Origin of the sequence: Mobilisporobacter senegalensis (genome assembly GCF_003752155.1) — a bacterium.
Taxonomy (GTDB): domain Bacteria; phylum Bacillota; class Clostridia; order Lachnospirales; family Lachnospiraceae; genus Mobilisporobacter; species Mobilisporobacter senegalensis.
The window spans coordinates 184595-203386 of the sequence record NZ_RJVG01000004.1 but is presented as its reverse complement, the minus strand read 5'-3'; the positions used below and the strand labels follow the sequence as shown (position 1 = coordinate 203386).

At 33.3% G+C, this 18792-nt stretch carries 18 protein-coding genes; 16 read left to right on the top strand and 2 right to left on the bottom strand.

The window, feature by feature from the left end:
- The first annotated feature begins 190 nt into the window (after positions 1-190).
- The 4 genes from EDD66_RS08305 (at position 191) to EDD66_RS08290 (ending at position 3442) form a co-directional block, all read left to right on the top strand.
- A complete protein-coding gene (locus EDD66_RS08305) occupies positions 191-415 on the top strand; it encodes a hypothetical protein (RefSeq protein ID WP_123609113.1) in 225 nt (74 codons plus the stop codon).
- 41 nt (positions 416-456) lie between these two features.
- Positions 457-1371 (top strand): hypothetical protein, encoded by a 915-nt coding sequence (locus EDD66_RS08300; RefSeq protein ID WP_123609112.1) that lies wholly within the window; start codon positions 457-459, stop codon positions 1369-1371.
- Positions 1372-1532: 161 nt separating this feature from the next.
- Positions 1533-2717: a hypothetical protein gene (locus EDD66_RS08295; protein ID WP_123609111.1), complete on the top strand. Its 1185-nt coding sequence runs from the start codon at positions 1533-1535 to the stop codon at positions 2715-2717.
- 257 nt (positions 2718-2974) lie between these two features.
- Entirely contained in the window at positions 2975-3442 is a 468-nt protein-coding gene (locus EDD66_RS08290) for a hypothetical protein (RefSeq protein WP_123609110.1), read from the top strand.
- 178 nt (positions 3443-3620) lie between these two features.
- Here EDD66_RS08290 and EDD66_RS08285 read toward each other — a convergent pair whose 3' ends face one another.
- On the bottom strand, positions 3621-4631 hold the full coding sequence (locus tag EDD66_RS08285) for an LCP family protein (RefSeq protein ID WP_123609109.1): 1011 nt from the start codon (positions 4629-4631) through the stop codon (positions 3621-3623).
- A 24-nt stretch (positions 4632-4655) separates the two neighbouring features.
- Positions 4656-6074, bottom strand: a complete 1419-nt coding sequence (locus tag EDD66_RS08280) for an undecaprenyl-phosphate glucose phosphotransferase (RefSeq protein ID WP_123609108.1) — start codon at positions 6072-6074, stop codon at positions 4656-4658.
- Between the two features lie 221 nt (positions 6075-6295).
- Here EDD66_RS08280 and EDD66_RS08275 point away from each other — a divergent pair, with 221 nt between their 5' ends.
- The 12 genes from EDD66_RS08275 (at position 6296) to hisC (ending at position 18743) form a co-directional block, all read left to right on the top strand.
- Positions 6296-7891: a S1C family serine protease gene (locus EDD66_RS08275; protein ID WP_170164296.1), complete on the top strand. Its 1596-nt coding sequence runs from the start codon at positions 6296-6298 to the stop codon at positions 7889-7891.
- A 155-nt stretch (positions 7892-8046) separates the two neighbouring features.
- Positions 8047-9480: an ATP-dependent Clp protease ATP-binding subunit ClpX gene (gene clpX / locus EDD66_RS08270; RefSeq protein WP_123609106.1), complete on the top strand. Its 1434-nt coding sequence runs from the start codon at positions 8047-8049 to the stop codon at positions 9478-9480.
- A 197-nt stretch (positions 9481-9677) separates the two neighbouring features.
- Positions 9678-10355, top strand: a complete 678-nt coding sequence (locus EDD66_RS08265) for a hydrolase (RefSeq protein ID WP_123609105.1) — start codon at positions 9678-9680, stop codon at positions 10353-10355.
- Positions 10356-10398: 43 nt separating this feature from the next.
- Positions 10399-10671 (top strand): hypothetical protein, encoded by a 273-nt coding sequence (locus EDD66_RS08260; RefSeq protein WP_123609104.1) that lies wholly within the window; start codon positions 10399-10401, stop codon positions 10669-10671.
- Between the two features lie 311 nt (positions 10672-10982).
- Positions 10983-12107: an ABC transporter substrate-binding protein gene (locus EDD66_RS08255; RefSeq protein ID WP_123609103.1), complete on the top strand. Its 1125-nt coding sequence runs from the start codon at positions 10983-10985 to the stop codon at positions 12105-12107.
- Positions 12108-12273: 166 nt separating this feature from the next.
- Positions 12274-13149, top strand: a complete 876-nt coding sequence (locus EDD66_RS08250) for a branched-chain amino acid ABC transporter permease (protein WP_123609102.1) — start codon at positions 12274-12276, stop codon at positions 13147-13149.
- Positions 13150-13157: 8 nt separating this feature from the next.
- A complete protein-coding gene (locus tag EDD66_RS08245) occupies positions 13158-14177 on the top strand; it encodes a branched-chain amino acid ABC transporter permease (protein WP_243115329.1) in 1020 nt (339 codons plus the stop codon).
- Between the two features lie 3 nt (positions 14178-14180).
- The gene (locus EDD66_RS08240; protein ID WP_123609101.1) at positions 14181-14939 is read left to right on the top strand and encodes an ABC transporter ATP-binding protein; all 759 of its coding nucleotides are present in this window, start codon (positions 14181-14183) and stop codon (positions 14937-14939) included.
- A 15-nt stretch (positions 14940-14954) separates the two neighbouring features.
- Positions 14955-15665, top strand: coding sequence for an ABC transporter ATP-binding protein (locus tag EDD66_RS08235; RefSeq protein WP_123609100.1), 711 nt, complete (start codon positions 14955-14957; stop codon positions 15663-15665).
- Positions 15666-15676: 11 nt separating this feature from the next.
- Positions 15677-16297 carry a cytidylate kinase-like family protein gene (locus EDD66_RS08230; RefSeq protein WP_123609099.1) on the top strand — a complete coding sequence of 207 codons (621 nt, stop codon included), beginning with the start codon at positions 15677-15679 and terminating at the stop codon, positions 16295-16297.
- A gap of 137 nt (positions 16298-16434) precedes the next feature.
- A complete protein-coding gene (locus EDD66_RS08225; protein WP_123609098.1) occupies positions 16435-17616 on the top strand; it encodes a pyridoxal phosphate-dependent aminotransferase in 1182 nt (393 codons plus the stop codon).
- A 71-nt stretch (positions 17617-17687) separates the two neighbouring features.
- Complete coding sequence (hisC, locus tag EDD66_RS08220) at positions 17688-18743, top strand: histidinol-phosphate transaminase (protein WP_123609097.1); 1056 nt, start codon at positions 17688-17690, stop codon at positions 18741-18743.
- The last annotated feature ends 49 nt before the right edge of the window (positions 18744-18792 follow it).

Sequence of the window (18792 nt, the reverse complement as noted above, 5' to 3'; positions counted from 1 at the left end):
TGTGGAAAAATAATAATTACTATTACCAACAGAAGTAATTATAAATTTTGAAAATAATGAAACTAATATGTAAACGTTCGTTTAGAGAGAATTGCTAACTTTTTATATCCGTATATGGTATTAATAAGTGATAATATTGAAAAGTAAAGACAGGTAATTTCGACAGATGGAATCAAAAAGGAGCAGGATAATGCGTAAGAAGATGGTAATATTGTACATATTGATACTTGCAGCTTTACTTATTGGTTGTACAAAAAGGGATAAGACAGGATATTATGCTGTGTATAATATTAATTCGAAATTATCATATAATTATTGTGGATTGGCTTATTCAAATGGAATAAAAGATTATTTTTATTCTGATGGTATTATTTATAAATATCATAATACAATTGATGATAGTGACCAATTGTAGATACATTAAAAGTTTCAAAAGCATATAAGCTTAACCCATTAGTGTTCGAGGCAACAAATAATTTTTTATACTTTATTATAGATTGGAAATTATATCGGACAGACTTAAAAACAAGGGAAACCATTCAACTTTTTAGTGAGGTGAAGGAGCAGTTTACTGATGTAGCAGCAGAAAAAGACGGCGTATACATTACAATTGACTCAATTAATGAATCTACTTTTTGGTTAAATGACGGAGAGAAAGATTGGAACTTATTATTTAAAATTCAGGATTTATTTTCAAAGGATGTTAGATTTAAAAATATCAATAATTACTATAATTATACATGTTATTATAGAGATAAACTGATTCTGGGGGATGATCGACTGGGTAGTGATAGAATGCAGATAAATGGAATTTTTTCGGAGACTGATAATAAGATACTATATAAAAATACTGGATCTCCTGATAATCAATTTATTCTAAAAGATAAAATTTATTGCTTAACATGGAATGGTTATTATGAAATTGGTAGTCAGGATATATATTCTATAACTGCGATATCTGACTTTAAAAATAGTCGATTTAGTTGGGTGCCCGGCCATTATGTAGTAGAAAATGATAAATTGTATTTATTAGTACAGTATGCAAAACCGCCAAAAGTAATAAATCCACACCAGAGCGATAGTATCTTCGATGCTATCATAGAAGTAGACCCCATAGCCGGTGACAGTAAAGTACTGTTTAAGACCAAAAGTAATATGCCAAGAATAGTGGCTTATGAGGAAGGTATCGTATATTTATTTCGTGAGTACCAGATTTCATCCTATAACCTAGCAACAGGAGAAGAGCAGAAATTAGCAGATTTACCAGAAAAAGATTCTTTGACATTTGATTGTGTGAATGGAAAGATATTTGTATATGAAAGGGAGACTGCATATTTTAGTCTGATCAAAATTGTGGAATTTGGGAATTAGTGAAATAGTTATATAAAGATAAGATGGTACAGGCGGTGGAATTATTTCTACCTATAATACTATAACAAGTATGAACATACCTATTTCTTATAACCTATTTTTGATTAAATATTACGAGAGAAAAATAATATCTGCAATAGGAATAAGTAAGGAGCCAAAAGATGAATAGAAAACTATTTAAAATAATAATGGGAATTATAATAGCCGTATTATTATCTGGTTGCTCTAACAGAGATAAAACAGGATATTATGAGATTCATAATATCAATTCCAAACTGTCTCACAGCTCTAGTGGTCTTACTTGTTCCAATGAACAGGATGATTATTATTACTCTAACGGAATTATCTATAAATATGGTAATTCAATTGAGAATAGTGAACCAATTGTTGATACAATCAAAGTTTCCGGTGTTGAAAAACTATATCCAACCAATATTGCAGTAACAAATAACTATTTATACTTTATTATAGATGGAAAATTATTTCGAACTGATTTGTATACGAGGGAAACTGATTCCCTTTTTCCAGAATTAACAGGTCGTTTTGATGATGTAGCCGCAGATAAAGAAGGTGTTTTTATATCATACTTTACTGATATATCACGTATTTACTGGCTGGATGATGGGAAAAAAGACTGGGGAAATACAATAGATCTCCAAAAGATTTTATTAGAGGGAAGGAAAGTACAGAATATCAAGGATTTTAATAATTATGTTATTCCATTTAAGAATTATCTAATGCTTGGTGATGACTATTGGGGCATAGATAATATTCAAGTAATTAGTGTATTTTCACAAAAGGATGACAGGATAATTTTGGCAAGCAATGGAAGCACAGAGGAATATTTTATGCTTGATGGAATAATCTATGGCTTAAAATTGGATGGATATTATCTTATTGACAATTCAACCATATATCCTATATCAGCATTGGCAGACTACGATAGTGTACATTTTAATTGGATACCCGGTCATTATGTAGTAGAAAATAAAAAATTATATATATTAATTCAATACGCAAAACCACCACATGTAATAAATCCAAATCAAGATAGTAATTATTTTGATGCTTTGATAGAAGTCGACCCGATTGCAGGTGATAGCAAAGTACTGTTTAAGACTAAAAGTAATATGCCAAGAATAGTGGCTTATGAGGAAGGTTTTGTGTATCTATTTCGTGAATATCAGATTTCATCCTATAACTTAGCCACAGGAGAAGAAAAAAAACTAGCAGATCTGCCGGAAAAGGATTCCTTAATATTTGACTGTGTGAATGGAAAGATATTTGTTTACGAATGGGAGACAGCATATCATAGTCTGGTAGAAGTTGTGGAGTTGAGGGATTAATAATAATCTCTATTACTGATCAAAACATAGTATACTAACAGGGACATAAAGCTCCGGGACCACTTCAATGGTGTGCAAAACAGTAAAGTTCCTCATGATTAAGAAATTTAGGGTATGATATAGTTCTTCTTCAATGTAAAATATGGTATTTGTTTATCTAAAATGTTTCCAATTGTTAGAAACTTGACAATGTTTTACTGATATTTTAATATATAGAGAACAGTGGATAAAAAATGACTTTTAAATTGGAGGACATTATGAAAAAATTATGGATAAAATATTTAGGCTACATAATATTGATATTTATATATTTAATATATAGAGAATATGCAGTTAGGGGAATGGAAGAAGATTATTTACGCTTCAATATGACTACCCACACCTACCTGATAATACCTTTTCTTCTTAATATAGGATTGGGCATATTACTAGGGCTGGAGAATCTGGTACGTGAAACAAAAAAAGAAGGAATATGGAGGATTTGTTGGCCTAAGATAATCTGTTTGGTAATTCCTTTATTGTATCTTTCTATAGCGGTACTGTTTCAATTTTCGGGTAATGAGATATTAGGAACTATAATGGTATATCCAGTTAATATATTTTTAAATAAGAGCCTGGATCTGCTTCCCATACTTCAGATAATGTGTGGTTACTTTATCATGACAAGTGTCTATAAACAAGGAGAGAAGAGAATAAATTTGAATAATTTTATTAATAAAATATAATATAAGAATATCTTCCTGTTTTATAGCTATACTTATTGTGTGTTCAATATCAGCTTTAACCTGTCCGGATTAAAAAAGGCTCCTATTATTATATTAGTTAAGAATTTCAATACTTAACCCAATATAATAATAGGAGTCTTTCAAATATCTTCCATGACGAAGAGTCTGTGAGAAAAAACTAAAATTTACTATCTATTTCCTGGCTTCTTGCTTTTACTGTATTAGATGGTTCGTAATTTTCTGTTCCAAATAAAAACTTATGAAGTGCTGTCACATTAGATTCCAGAGTAGTCGGTAATACGTAAGAGGTACCACCGATTTTACCAGCTTGATTTTCAATAGGGAAACCTGTCTGATCGTTTAGTTCATAGAAGAAAATATCTTTACCATAGTTTAGCATCTCTTTCGTATCAAGACTTGTATAAATCTGTGGAATCATCTCATTCATGATGGATACTAAAGTAGTAATATTAGATTTTTTGGCTTTCTTGAATACTTGCTCTACCACAGTTCTTTGGCGTTCTGCCCGCCTAAAATCTCCTCCGGCAGTATAACGGACGCGGGAATAACCAGTAGCCTGTGTTCCATCTACAACCTGTTCACCAGGTGATGTTATCTTATTATATTTAGTGCCATTAATTTTAGCTACATCTCTTGCATAGTTATTTACATGTTTTAATTCATTTTCTTCAATATTTAATGTAATACCACCGAGCAAATCAATGACATTGGTCAGGGCACTAAAATTAACAGTAACAAACTCCGTACAATTTAAATCAAAATTCGTATTAATCGTACTTAAAGCTAATTCAGGTCCTCCATAGGAGTAAGCATGATTTAATTTGGTATAACCATGACCTTCCACGTTAACATAAGTATCCCGGTAGATGGAAGCTAATTTTACTTTTTTGGTCTTTTTATTAATACTCATAATCATGATAGAATCACTTCTTGTATTCTTTTTTAAATCATTTGCTCTTGAATCTACGCCAAAAAAAGCGATATTACGATAATTTTTCATATCTGGATTATTTATCTCATTTTGTGAAATATTATTTAGGTCGATGTCAGCAGATGGTACTTTTTCAATTTGAAGATAGATATATACTACTGGAATTAATAATAGTATTAGAAGAATTTCCAGGATAAAGATAATCTTCGCCTTGCTTTTTTTTCTTTTTTTACTCATTTTAAACACACTTTCTTTTGGTAATTAATAGGCATTTTTATTTACAAATCCTTTAAAGAATGTCATAAATAATATTTTAATGTCTAATCCAAGAGTCCAGTTTTCGATATAATAAAGGTCATGGTCGATTCTTTTACGTATGGAAGTATCGCCTCTATAACCATTTACCTGAGCCCAGCCGGTAAGACCTGGACGAACCTGATGTTTGATCATATATCTTGGAATCTCTTCTTTAAACTTTTCAACAAAAAATGGACGTTCCGGTCTTGGACCGATTAAACTCATGTCGCCTTTTAATACATTAAATAATTGGGGAAGTTCATCAATGCTTGTCTTACGAATAAATTTACCAATTGGAGTAACTCTTGGATCATTGAAGGTTGTCCATGCTTTCTTTTCTTCAGAGTCTTTTTGTACAGCCATGGAACGAAACTTATACATTTTAAATTCTTTATTGTGTAATCCCACTCTCACTTGTGAAAAGATAAGGGGACCACTGGAAGTTAATTTAATGATTGCAGAAACAATAATCATAGGGATAGAAAAGAGGATTATTGCAACTACGGCGCCAAAGATGTCTATAATCCGTTTTATACATTTATTTAAAGTATTGGTAAGGGGTACATTTCTAATATTTATAACAGGAAGACCATTTAAATCTTCTGTATAAGGTTTCGTAGGAATAATGTTATTATAATCAGGAACAAACTTTGTATGCACTCCAAATTTCTCGCAGGTACTCACAAGGCATTCTAATTTGGAATATTCGCCGATATTTAGTGCGATTACGATCTCATCCAGAGTGTTTTCAAGGAGCATGGTAGAAAGATTTGAATTTGGTCCTATTATTTTAACTCCTTTATATGAAGTTCCAACTTCCATGTTATCATCCAGGACTCCATGAATATAATATCCCCATTGTGGATTGGCAAGGATACGATCTATATAATATTCGGCTGCCCGGCTGTATCCAACAATAAGAATATGTTTAAGATTAAAGCCTTTTCTTCTTATTATTCTAAGGATATTTCCTAACATATTACGGAAGAAATATCCGAATGCAATATTTACCACAAAGAAAACGCCAATAAATTTTCTTGAAAAGTCAGGTCTGTTCGTTAAATACAGAACGAACATAAAGAATAAGACGCCTAGAGCATTAGCCCGGGTTAAGTTCCACAATTCAAAACGCCTTGAACTTCCACGTTTGGGACTATATAAATTACAAAAATAATAGATGATCAAATAAACAGGAACCAAATAAATTAATTCTTTCGCAACGTAATGAAGTGGTAAATAATATACGGAGGAACGTCGGAAGAAATCTAAAAAATTCAAATATTTAAAACGTAATTCAAATGCAACAGCATAAGAAAGTACAATAATAAAGCCGTCTAATAATACATGTAATCGGTTGAACATCTTTTGGTTGTCTTTTATCATTGGATACCACCTTGATTCATAAAATATGTTGTTAGGCTTCTTTATTCTAGGCATATTGTACGTCAGAATCCCTCACACATTATAATACATTATTATAAAAGTTTCTACAATAAAAATAATATTAATAAATCTTACATTTTTTTTAGTTTTTCTTCACATTCTCTACACATTTTTCTGATAGGCTAATAGTAAGTATGATTATAAATGGAAGGAGCATAAAGATGAATAGTGATTTTAGCGAAGATAAAGATTTGGAAATAAACTTTAAAACAATAGATAATGATCAGAGTGATAATACGAATAGTAATGAGCAAGAGGCCGTGAATAATTTTATTCTGATAAATGAGCGGGATCAATCTTCCGAGGCGGATAATAGTAAAATGACAAATGATCCTGATAATTCGGGATATCTATTCTGGTTAGAGAAGTCCGATCGTTCAAATAAGAATGAAGAGACATATGGTTATAGCCGCAAAGATAAATATGGTTTTGATTATAATAATATACCCCATCCAATGGCCGGACATGACAATAGAGATTCTAAGAAAGGGGTTAGTAATTTTGCAAAGATAATTTTTGCAGCAATCCTTTTTGGTATCGTTGCGGGATTAAGTTTCCAAGGGGTTAATTATGTCATAAATCAATTAAATCCTAAGGGGAATCCGATAATTATAGGGAATGAAAATGCAAACATCAGTCAGATCGAAGAAAAGAATACCTTGCCGACTACCGCTATTTCAAACGGTATTGAAGGAGATAATGACGTTTCAGATGTAGTAGAAAAAACCATGCCATCGATTGTATCTATTACCAGTACAGTGACCCAGTCATATAGTGATTTCTTTGGAAATCAATATGATAAGGATACACAAGGCAGTGGATCTGGTATTATCGTAGGCAAGAATGATAATGAATTATTAATTGTTACAAACAATCACGTTATCACAGATTCCAAAGCAATTAAAGTTACCTTTATAAATAATGAAGTTTTAGAGGCTAAGATCAAAGGCACGGATCAAACAGCAGATCTTGCCGTAGTTGCTGTTAATCTTTCTGAAATCAATAAAGAAACAAGTGATTCCATTAAGATTGCATCACTTGGTAATTCGGATGATGTAAAAGTCGGCCAGATGGCAATCGCAATAGGGAATGCCCTGGGTTATGGCCAATCAGTAACTGTTGGCTATATCAGCGCAAAAGATAGAACTGTATCTATCGATAATAAAAGTATGACATTACTTCAGACAGATGCTGCAATTAATCCTGGTAACAGCGGGGGTGCTCTTTTAAATGTAAATGGAGAAGTAATTGGTATTAACTCAGTAAAATATGCTTCCAGTGAGGTAGAGGGAATGGGCTATGCAATACCAATTTCAAAAGCGATTCCTATTATTAATGAGTTAATGAACAGAGAAGTGATAAAAGAAGGAGAAGAAGGTTATCTGGGTGTTGTCGGGCAGGATGTAACGAAAGAAATGGCATCCATGTATAAAATGCCGGTAGGTGCTTATGTTGTTGAAACTGTGGAAGGGGGAGCTGCGGGCAAAGCAGGAATCCTTTCAGGAGATATCATTACAGCAGTGAATGGTATGGAAGCGACTTCCATGGCAAGTGTCAAAGAAAAAGTAAATGGATATCCGGCAGGAACCAAAGTTTCAGTAACAATACGAAGAAGAAATGGTGAGGAGTATGAAGAAAAAATAATCGACGTTGTATTGCAGAAAATGGATACTTCTGCTTCCAATAGCACAATAGAGCAAGAAGAGGATGATTTAAGTAAAATACCATTTGGCTATGAATTTAATCCAAATAATTAGATAAAAAATGATTCTTTTAACTTTTAAATGAGAAAGGAATCATCTTGTATATCCTTCATTAGTAAGTTATAATGTTTTTATTCTACTAATGAAGGATATTTTTAACAACAAATAGAAAAGATGATATATAATCGCTTGTTAGTCTAGGAGGAAACATGAACGATAAAGAAACATTTGAAGATAGTAAAGAAACAACTATTGAAGAGAAGAATGATAACATAAAACAAGAGACCGAGAATGAATATGAAGATATATGCTATATATGCAGACGTCCGGAGAGCAGAGCAGGAAGAATGATGAAGCTGCCCAATAATATCCACATTTGTTCCGAATGTATGCAGAAAACATTTGATACTATTAACACCAATGGAGTATCATTTATGGATATGGCTAATTTTAATCCTGCCATGTTTCAAATGAATAATGGAGTAGATGATGTTCCTAAGAGCCAAAAAATCAAAAAGAAGAAGCCCAAAGAAGAGAAGGAACAAGTATTTGATATTAAAAGTATTCCATCACCTCATATTATTAAAGGGCAATTAGATGAATTTGTAATAGGGCAGGAATATGCAAAGAAGGTAATTTCAGTAGCGGTATATAACCACTATAAAAGAGTAGCAAGTAATACTATGGATGAGATAGAAATTGAGAAATCTAATATGCTTATGATTGGGCCAACTGGCAGTGGAAAAACATTCTTAGTTAAAACATTAGCCAGGTTATTAAATGTACCTCTGGCAATTACAGATGCAACTTCACTTACAGAAGCAGGCTATATTGGAGATGATGTTGAAAGTGTAATTTCTAAACTTCTTGCTGCCGCAGATAATGATGTGGAAAAAGCAGAGAGAGGAATTATTTTTATTGATGAAATTGATAAAATTGCCAAGAAAAGAAATACCAATAGTCGTGATGTGAGCGGCGAATCGGTGCAGCAGGGACTCCTTAAATTATTAGAAGGCAGTGATGTTGAAGTGCCGGTAGGAGCAACGAATAAAAATGCGATGGTTCCCTTAACTACAGTAAATACAAGAAACATTTTATTTATATGTGGAGGAGCCTTTCCTGAACTTGAGAAAATCATAAAGAAAAGATTAAATAAACAATCATCCATAGGGTTTAGTGCAGACCTCAAAGACAAATATGATAATGATCCTGATATATTACAAAAAGTCAGTATTGAAGATCTAAGAGAATTTGGCATGATACCAGAATTTATTGGAAGATTACCTATTATATATACTCTGGAAGGTCTGACCCAGGAAATGTTAGTTAAGGTTTTAAAAGAGCCAAAGAATGCTATTTTAAAACAGTATAAAAAATTATTACTTTTAGATGAAGTTGACTTAGAATTTGAAGAGGATGCTCTTGAAGCAATTGCGCAAAAGGCTATCGAGAAGAAAACAGGTGCCAGGGCTCTCAGGGCTATCATAGAGGAATTTATGTTAGACATTATGTATGAGATTCCAAAAGATAGCAACATTGGAAGAGTTATCATTACAAGAGATTATATAGAAAAAAAGGGTGCACCAAGGATTGAGTTAAGAGGTTCTAATAACCCTAAATTAATAGGTTCTAATTTAAATTAATAAATGGGCTATTGCAAAATATATTTCTTTTCATTATAAAGGGATTATTATGCAATAGCTTTTTTATTTAAATGGGGATAGCAGTAAAGTGAAAAATATGCTAAAATATCAATTATTTTGCGCCCTTTTTTTCTTGTTAGAGTGTTACAATTTAGATATAATTATCTTATTAACACGGGAAATAAGGAGGAAAAGCAATGGAAGCAAGAAGTGTACCAGAAATTGATGGAATTTTAAGAAAACATATGATACGCGTCCCCAAAGTGATTGATCAGGTAAGTGGCATTCGAATTTTTGGAAAGCTTATAAGATCTGTAGTTTTTACAACGGATGTTGCGATTATCCGTAATTGTAATGCCAATGCTGTTATCGCAGTATATCCATTTACACCCCAACCGATTATAACACACTCAATTATTAGTGCTTCTGACGTACCTGTATTTTGTGGAGTTGGAGGTGGGACAACAACTGGTAAAAGAGTAACAAACCTTGCAGAAGATGCAGAATTTCAAGGAGCAGTAGGTGTTGTGGTGAATGCTCCTACTCCTAATGAAACCATTGCTTATTTAAAAGAAAAGATAGATATACCAATAGTCGTTACAGTGATATCCGATAAGACAGATATTGATGAGAGAATAAGAGCCGGAGCTGATATTCTTAATGTATCAGGAGCAGGGAATACAGTATATATTGTAGAGCAAATCCGTGATAAATATCCGGACATACCTATCATTGCCACAGGAGGACCAACGGAAGAAAGTATATTAAGAACAATACAGGCAGGTGCCAATGCGATTACTTATACGCCTCCTACAACAGGTGAAATTTTCCGAAAGATGATGAAAACATATCGTGAGAATGAAAATATAATTTAGAGGATAAAAGGGAAATAAATACATATAATAAGAGGAGAAAAATATGTCATTTAAGGATAAAATATTTAATAAATTTGCAGAAAAACAGGAGAAGAAAATATTACTTAATGAACAAAGCGCAAAACTCACTGTTAAAAAAGAAGATAGCAGTCAGCCTTCAAAATTAATAGGAGGAAACAGCGATCCTCAGAATGAAGAATATCCAATTGTTGAGAGAGAAATCTGTCCGGCAAAGATTATCTGCCCTGACTGTGGAGGGGAAACTTTGGAAGGATTGGAATATTGTGATAAATGCGGAGGAGAAATCAATTATTAAGGGAAAAAACCACTTTGCCAGAGTAACGAATTAATGCTTTTTCCTGTTGACAAATTAAACTATTAAGAGTATTATATACAAAAGAATGAAGGTGTTCTTAAATTGCAAGAACACCTTTTTGGTTACTATAAGATAATTTATAATCTAATTAGCCATAATTTTGTATATTAAGTGAAACTTAATTCAGATGTGGTTTGAACCACAACACAATTTAGTTGAACTTATCTAGGGACATAGCAGATGTTACCGACCTCTTTAGAAAAAGGGAGTGTTACAGCTGGTAGTCATCAGATAAAAAGGAGGAATATATTATGAAATTGAAAAAATTATTAAGCTTAACTCTTATTGCATCCACGGTTGTAGCTGGGACAGTTGGTTGTGCAAAAAAAGATGCGGGTGGGGACGTATTCATGATTGGTGGCTCTGGTCCACTTACAGGAAGTGCAGCTTCCTATGGTATTTCTGTAAAACAAGGAGCTGAATTAGCCATTAAGGAAATTAATGATGCCGGTGGAGTAAATGGTATCAAATTAGAACTTAACTTCTTAGACGATGAAGCAAAAGCTCAGCCCGCAATTGCTGCTTACAATAAAGTAATGGATGAAGGTGCAGATGCAATCCTTGGAACTGTTACAAGTGATTCTATGCTTGCAATTACTGAATTAACCAATGAAGATGGAATTCTTCAGATAACTCCATCTGCTTCTGTTCAAGAGGCAACAAAATATGAAAATGCATTCAGAGTTTGTTTTACGGATCCTCTACAGGGTGTGACAATGGCTGATTATGCTGTTGAAACATTGGGATATAAAAACCTGGCAGTTCTTTATAATGTTGCTGATAACTATAGTAAAGGTGTAGCGACTGCATTTATAGAAGAAGCGAAAGCAAAAGGTGCTACTATTGTAGCAGAAGAATCTTTTGTTACTGATGATGTTGATTTTAACACTCAGTTAACGACAATTAAAGCTGCAGGAGCAGATGCTTTATTCTTACCTGTATATTATCAGGATGCAGCATATATTATTAATCAGGCAAATCAACAGGGAATTACACTTCCACTTCTAGGCAGTGATGGCTGGGATGGTGTTCTTGGACAGTTAGAGGACGCATCTTTAGCAAACGGTGGAATCTTCTTAAGCCCATTTGCTGCTAATGATCCAGCAGAAAATGTTCAAAAGTTCGTAAAAGCATATCAGGAAGAATTCGATGCAGTTCCGGATCAATTCGCTGCTGATGGTTATGATGGTGTATATATTATTAAAGCAGCCATTGAAAAAGCAGGTTCTACAGACAGCGCCAAATTAATCGCTGCAATGACTGAAATTGAAGTAGATGGTGTTACTGGTAAGATGACATTTACTCCAGAAGGAGAACCTAATAAATCAGCTAAGCTTATTGAAATTGTAAATGGAGAATATCAATTAAAGCAATAATTAAATAAATAAAATCATAAAAACACAATTGTGTTTCATAATGAAAATGTACAGTTGAAGTATTTTATTGCTTCAACTGTACCTATTTTAAGAGATATTCGTTGCATTTACAGGTATCACAGTGTATTATATTAACAATGAAGAATAAAGCAAAAGAGGTGGACAAATGAAATTATTATCCCAACTTATTAATGGGTTAAATGCAGGTAGTATTTATGCATTAATTGCACTTGGTTATACGATGGTTTATGGTATTGCAAAGATGATTAATTTTGCCCATGGTGATATTATCATGGTTGGAGCGTATGTTGTTTGGGTTGCAATAGCTGTATTAAAGCTTCCTGTTTCTGTAGGACTTATTATTGGAGTGGCAGCCTGTGCCGTTTTGGGTATTTTTATTGAGAAAGTAGCCTACAAGCCACTGCGTAAAGCACCTCCTTTAGCGGTCTTAATTACTGCAATTGGTGTAAGTTATTTCTTACAAAGTGCCAGTTTATTAATCTTTTCATCTGCAAAAAGAACATTTCCTGTGAGTTTTGATATTCCAGCGATTACGATTGGTTCATTGGTAGTTCCAGGACAAACTATACTTATTTTAGTGGTTACCAGTATCTGTATGATAGCATTGCATTTGTTTATTAATAAAACAAAGGCAGGCAGTGCAATGCTGGCAGTATCGGAAGATAAAGATGCAGCTCAGTTAATGGGTGTTAATGTTAATAAAACAATCTCAATGACATTTGCAATCGGTTCAGCCCTGGCTGCTGTTGCCGGTGTTTTATTTGCCAGTTCTTATGTATATGTATATCCAACTATGGGTTCATTAATTGGTATTAAAGCTTTTGTTGCGGCTGTACTTGGTGGAATTGGAAGTGTACCAGGTGCAATGCTTGGTGGAATTTTATTAGGATTGATAGAGAGTTTATCAAAAACGTATCTTTCGACTCAGCTTTCCAACGCAATTGTATTTGGAATTCTTATTCTTGTACTTTTAGTCCGACCATCCGGATTACTTGGTAAGAGTAGAACTGAGAAAGTGTAGGTGGAATAATGGGTGAACATAAAATGAAAAAATCAAATAAATATACTTTATTTACAAAAAGTAATCTTTTAAAAATATTGCTTGTTCTTGCCATTTACTTAGTAGTATATGTTATTGTCAGCCAGAACTTATTATTACGCCAATACAGAAGTGTACTTGTATTAATAGGAGTTAATGTTATATTAGCAGTATCCCTGAATCTCATTACTGGTTTTTTAGGAGAATTATCACTTGGACATGCCGGATTCATGATGATTGGTGCTTATGCCAGTGCAATTTTCTCTAAATATTTGCTTGGTGTTAGTCCGAATGTGTCGGCATTTATAGCCGTATTACTTGCTTTGCTCATTGGTGGACTTACAGCTGCATTAGCTGGTGTAATTGTTGGCATACCAGTTCTTAGGCTCCGTGGAGATTATCTTGCAATTGTAACTTTAGCATTTGGTGAAATTGTAAGATCATTAAGTGAAAATCTTAAAATAACCAATGGTGCAACTGGTCTTAGCGGAATCGAGACTTTTACAAATTACAAACATTTTACGTATGCTTTCGTAATTATGGTCATAGCTGTAGTTGTAATATCTAATATGATTCGTTCAAGACAGGGCAGGGCCATTTTATCCGTTAGAGAAAATCATATTGCAGCAGAATCTATGGGTATTAATATATCCCGTTTTAAATTATTGGCTTTTGTTGTAGGTTCCTTTTTTGCAGGAATTGCAGGAGTAATCCATGCACATAATCAGGGAAGTATCTTCCCTAATGAAGCAGGATATAACAAATCCATTGATATTCTTGTTATTGTTGTACTTGGAGGCATGGGTAACATCAAAGGTTCTATTATTGCTGCCATTATATTAACAATCTTACCGGAATTGCTTCGTGATGCAGCAGATTATAGACAATTACTATATGCTATTGTATTAATTGTCATGATGATAGTAAATTCTTCAGATAAATTTACAGCGATAAAGAATAATATGCTTCACAGATTGCCTAAAGTAAATCTTCAAAAGAAAGGGGAATAAGATATGGCTTTATTAGAAGTTAAAAACTTAGGAATTTCTTTCGGGGGATTACGTGCAGTTGACGATTTTAATGTGAATATCAATAAAGGTCAGTTATATGGTTTAATTGGACCAAATGGAGCTGGTAAAACTACCATATTTAATCTTCTCACAGGTGTTTATAAACCAACGGATGGTTCTATTATCTTAGATGGTGAGAATATAGTAGGAAAGAAGCCTGCTCAGATTAATATGGCCGGAATCGGAAGAACATTCCAGAATATCCGTCTATTTAAGAAACTTTCTGTGCTTGATAATGTTAAAGTGGGTCTTCATAACCATTCAAAATATTCCACACTGGCAGGAATTTTACGATCACCTTCTTATTTTAGAGAAGAAAAACAAATGGATGAAAAGGCAATGGAGTTACTGGCCGTTTTTGATCTTGATAAAGAAGCACATTTTCTTGCCTCCAATTTACCATATGGAAAACAGAGAAAACTTGAGATTGCCAGAGCACTGGCAACAAAACCCAAACTATTATTATTAGATGAACCAGCTGCAGGAATGAATCCTAATGAAACGGCAGAATTAATGGATACCATCAAATTAATACGGGATAAATTTGATATTACAATATTACTTATAGAGCACGATATGAAATTAGTAGCAGGTATCTGTGAGCAAATTACGGTATTAAATTTTGGTACGGAACTTGCGAGTGGTACACCAGAAGTTGTTTTAAATGATCCAAAAGTTATTACAGCATACTTAGGAGAATAGGAGGGAATACACACTATGGCTATGTTAGAAATTAAAGATCTTCAGGTATATTATGGAGTGATCCAGGCGATTAAAGGTATTTCCTTTGAAGTTAACCAGGGAGAAGTAATTGCGTTAATTGGTGCGAATGGAGCCGGTAAAACAACAATTCTTCATACCATCACTGGGCTGGTACCTGCTAAAGAGGGCAGTATTATGTTTGAAGGAAAAGATCTACTCAAAACACCCGCTCATACAATCGTAGCCCTTGGTATGGCTCATGTTCCAGAGGGTAGAAGAATATTTGCAGATTTAACAGTATATGATAATTTAAAATTAGGAGCATACACCAGGTCGGATAAAAAAGAAATCGCAGAAACACTTGAGAAAGTATTTGAACGTTTTCCCAGATTAAAAGAAAGAAGAAATCAAATTGCTGGTACATTAAGTGGTGGTGAACAGCAAATGCTGGCTATGGGTAGAGCCTTAATGTCTCATCCTAAAATTATATTGATGGATGAACCATCTATGGGTCTATCTCCTCTTTTTGTAACAGAAATATTTAATATTATTAAGGAAATCAGTGCCAGTGGAACAACAGTATTATTAGTGGAACAAAATGCGAAAAAAGCATTGGCAATTGCAAATAGAGCTTATGTTCTTGAGACGGGTAATATTGTTCTCGCAGGAGATGCAAAAGTTCTGATGGATGATGATTCCGTTAAGAAGGCTTATTTAGGAGAGTAGGAGGCTTTAGTATGAATAATTTTGTAATTACAATTGCAAGAGGTTATGGCAGTGGCGGCAGAACGATTGGTAAGATGCTTGCAAAGGAATTAAACATTGGGTACTATGATAGAGAATTATTAAGATTAGCTTCTGATGATAGTGGAATTAATGAAGAATTATTTGGTAAAGCAGATGAGAAAATCAAGAACAGCATTCTTTTTAAGGCAGCGAGAAAAGTCTATAAGGGAGAACTAATTCCTCCAGACAGCGATGATTTTGTGTCAAATCGTAATTTATTTAATTATCAGGCAAAGGTAATGAAAGAATTAGCAGAAACAGAAACCTGTGTTATTGTTGGAAGATGTGCTGATTTTGTCCTAAAAGACAACAAGAATGTATTAAAAATATTTGTCCATGCACCCCTTGAGAGTTGTATTGAAAAAGTAATGGAGTTGAATAGTCTCTCAAGAAAAGATGCTGAGAAATTGATTTTAACAACAGATAAGAACAGAGCAGAATATTATAAGCATTATACGGGCAGAGAGTGGGATAATGCCATGAATTACGACCTTTGCTTAAATAGTAGTGAATTAGGCTTTGATAAGTGTGTTCAACTTGTGAAAGCTTATATTGATATAAGAATGAAATAATTTATTTAATAATTGGGGCTGTTGCATTTCTAGTTTGCAACAGTCCCATATCCTAGATAAATTCAACCTTAATTCAGATATACTTTAAACCATGCCTGGATTAGGGTTTACTTAATGGAAGGGAAAGGGGTAATTCGATGATTTCAGATAAAATGAAACATTTAGTACAAAACAGTTCTGTCATTCGTGCCATGTTTGAAGAAGGTAAAAAGTTAGCAGCCCAGTATGGTGCAGAGAATGTATATGATTTTAGTCTGGGAAATCCTAGCGTTCCAGCCCCAGAAGAAATTAAAGAAGCAATCAGGGATATAGTTGGTACTGAAAACGATATTTTAGTTCATGGTTACATGAATAATTCTGGATATGAAGATGTAAGGAATACAATTGCTGAATCTATAAACAATAAGTATGACACTAAATTTGGAATAAATAATATTATTATGACAGTTGGTGCAGCAGGCGGATTAAATGTTATTTTGAAAACTCTTTTAAATCCAGGGGATGAAGTAATAACTTTTGCGCCTTATTTTGGAGAATATAAAAGTTATGTAGATAATTATGATGGGAAATTAGTTGTTGTATCTCCAAATACAGCGACTTTTCAGCCCAATTTGTCAGAATTTGAATCAAAGATATCTCCAAAGACGAAAGCAGTCATTGTAAACACTCCGAATAATCCAACAGGAGTGGTATATTCAGAAGAGACCATAATTCAATTATCCAGCGTATTAGATAAGAAACAAAAAGAATATGGCACTGCAATCTATATGATCTCGGATGAGCCATATAGGGAACTGGTATATGATGGGGTAAATGTACCCTATCTTACAAAATATTATAGAAACACAATTGTCGGTTATTCCTTTAGTAAATCACTGTCTTTGCCAGGAGAGAGAATAGGATATCTTGTGATTCCTGATGAAGCGGTGGATTCAGAGGATATCATTGCAGCAGCTAATGTAGCAACTCGTATTCTTGGGTTTGTAAATGCACCATCTTTAATGCAAAGAGTAGTAGCTAAGTGTATTAATTCCGAGGTGGATATAGCAATATACAATAAAAATAGGGAATTATTATATGATAGTTTAACAGAGTACGGCTATACCTGTGTAAAACCAGAAGGGGCTTTTTATCTGTTTATCAAAGCATTGGAAGAAAATGATGTTGCTTTCGCAGCAGCAGCCAAAAGACACAATATATTAATTGTGCCCGGATCATCCTTTGCATGTCCAGGATATTGTAGAATTGCATATTGTGTAGATCATGGAACAATAGAACGCTCATTGCCTGCATTTAAGAAATTGGCTGAACTGTACTAATAGTTACAGTTCAAATCATATTAAGTTCAATTTTTACTGACAAATTTTTGTGTGAATATTGGAGGGATAGAATGAAGTCTTGGAAAGAAAATATACGAAGAATAGATCCATATGTACCTGGAGAACAGCCCGATCTGGAGGATATGATTAAATTAAATACCAATGAGAATCCTTATCCTCCAGCGCCTGGCATAATAAAAGCCATGAAGGAATTTGATTTTGATAAACTAAGATTGTATCCAGATCCAACAGCTTCTATGTTGACAGATTCTCTTGCAAAATATTATCATGTGGATAAAGAGCAGGTATTTGTAGGTGTTGGTTCAGATGACGTTCTTGCAATGGCTTTCTTAACATTTTTTAATTCAAAAAAACCAATTTTATTCCCGGACATTACGTATTCTTTTTATGAAGTATGGGCCAATTTATATAAGATACCTTATGAAAGGCCACAGTTAGATGATAATTTTAAGATCAATAAAGAAGATTATTATAAAAAAAATGGCGGAGTAGTCATTGCCAATCCCAATGCACCTACTGGAATTTATGAAAATTTAGAGTTTATTGAAGAGATTTTATTACATAATCAAAATTCTGTAGTTATTGTGGACGAAGCTTATATTGATTTTGGCGGAGAATCCGCTGTTCGCTTCGTAGAAAAATATGAAAATTTACTTGTGGTTCAAACATTTTCAAAATCCCGTTCCATGGCTGGCATGAGAATAGGTTTTGCAATTGGGCATAAAGATTTAATAAAAGCTTTGAATGATGTGAAATATTCATATAATTCATATACAATGAATCAAGTCTCATTATGCTTTGGTGTTCCTGCAATTGAAGATGATATTTATTTTAAAGAGACTCTAAAACGTATTATAGATACAAGAGAAAGAACAAAGGTGGAATTAAAGAATTTAGGATTCTCCTTTCCAGATTCCATGACTAATTTTATTTTTGCAACCCATCCACAAATAAAAGCAATTGACATATTCAGGGCTTTAAGAGAAAAGAATATTTTTGTAAGACATTTTAATTTATCAAAAATTGATAATTACCTTAGAATTTCCATTGGTACGGATGAAGAAATGGATAAATTTATTAGTGCGTTAAAAGAGATATTATGTTAAAATAATAACAAGTCGTAAGTGATTGATGTGATCAAACTTCACATATAAA

Excerpts from the sequence above, each read along its gene's own strand:
- EDD66_RS08225 (WP_123609098.1), top strand. The coding sequence starts at position 16,435 with ATGATTTCAGATAAAATGAAACATTTAGTACAAAACAGTTCTGTCATT.
- EDD66_RS08240 (WP_123609101.1), top strand. The coding sequence starts at position 14,181 with ATGGCTTTATTAGAAGTTAAAAACTTAGGAATTTCTTTCGGGGGATTA.
- hisC (WP_123609097.1), top strand. The coding sequence starts at position 17,688 with ATGAAGTCTTGGAAAGAAAATATACGAAGAATAGATCCATATGTACCT.
- EDD66_RS08245 (WP_243115329.1), top strand. The coding sequence starts at position 13,158 with ATGGGTGAACATAAAATGAAAAAATCAAATAAATATACTTTATTTACA.
- EDD66_RS08230 (WP_123609099.1), top strand. The coding sequence starts at position 15,677 with ATGAATAATTTTGTAATTACAATTGCAAGAGGTTATGGCAGTGGCGGC.
- EDD66_RS08235 (WP_123609100.1), top strand. The coding sequence starts at position 14,955 with ATGGCTATGTTAGAAATTAAAGATCTTCAGGTATATTATGGAGTGATC.
- EDD66_RS08260 (WP_123609104.1), top strand. The coding sequence starts at position 10,399 with ATGTCATTTAAGGATAAAATATTTAATAAATTTGCAGAAAAACAGGAG.
- clpX (WP_123609106.1), top strand. The coding sequence starts at position 8,047 with ATGAACGATAAAGAAACATTTGAAGATAGTAAAGAAACAACTATTGAA.
- EDD66_RS08280 (WP_123609108.1), bottom strand. The coding sequence starts at position 6,074 with ATGATAAAAGACAACCAAAAGATGTTCAACCGATTACATGTATTATTA.
- EDD66_RS08250 (WP_123609102.1), top strand. The coding sequence starts at position 12,274 with ATGAAATTATTATCCCAACTTATTAATGGGTTAAATGCAGGTAGTATT.
- EDD66_RS08255 (WP_123609103.1), top strand. The coding sequence starts at position 10,983 with ATGAAATTGAAAAAATTATTAAGCTTAACTCTTATTGCATCCACGGTT.
- EDD66_RS08290 (WP_123609110.1), top strand. The coding sequence starts at position 2,975 with ATGAAAAAATTATGGATAAAATATTTAGGCTACATAATATTGATATTT.
- EDD66_RS08285 (WP_123609109.1), bottom strand. The coding sequence starts at position 4,631 with ATGAGTAAAAAAAGAAAAAAAAGCAAGGCGAAGATTATCTTTATCCTG.
- EDD66_RS08275 (WP_170164296.1), top strand. The coding sequence starts at position 6,296 with ATGAATAGTGATTTTAGCGAAGATAAAGATTTGGAAATAAACTTTAAA.
- EDD66_RS08265 (WP_123609105.1), top strand. The coding sequence starts at position 9,678 with ATGGAAGCAAGAAGTGTACCAGAAATTGATGGAATTTTAAGAAAACAT.
- EDD66_RS08305 (WP_123609113.1), top strand. The coding sequence starts at position 191 with ATGCGTAAGAAGATGGTAATATTGTACATATTGATACTTGCAGCTTTA.
- EDD66_RS08295 (WP_123609111.1), top strand. The coding sequence starts at position 1,533 with ATGAATAGAAAACTATTTAAAATAATAATGGGAATTATAATAGCCGTA.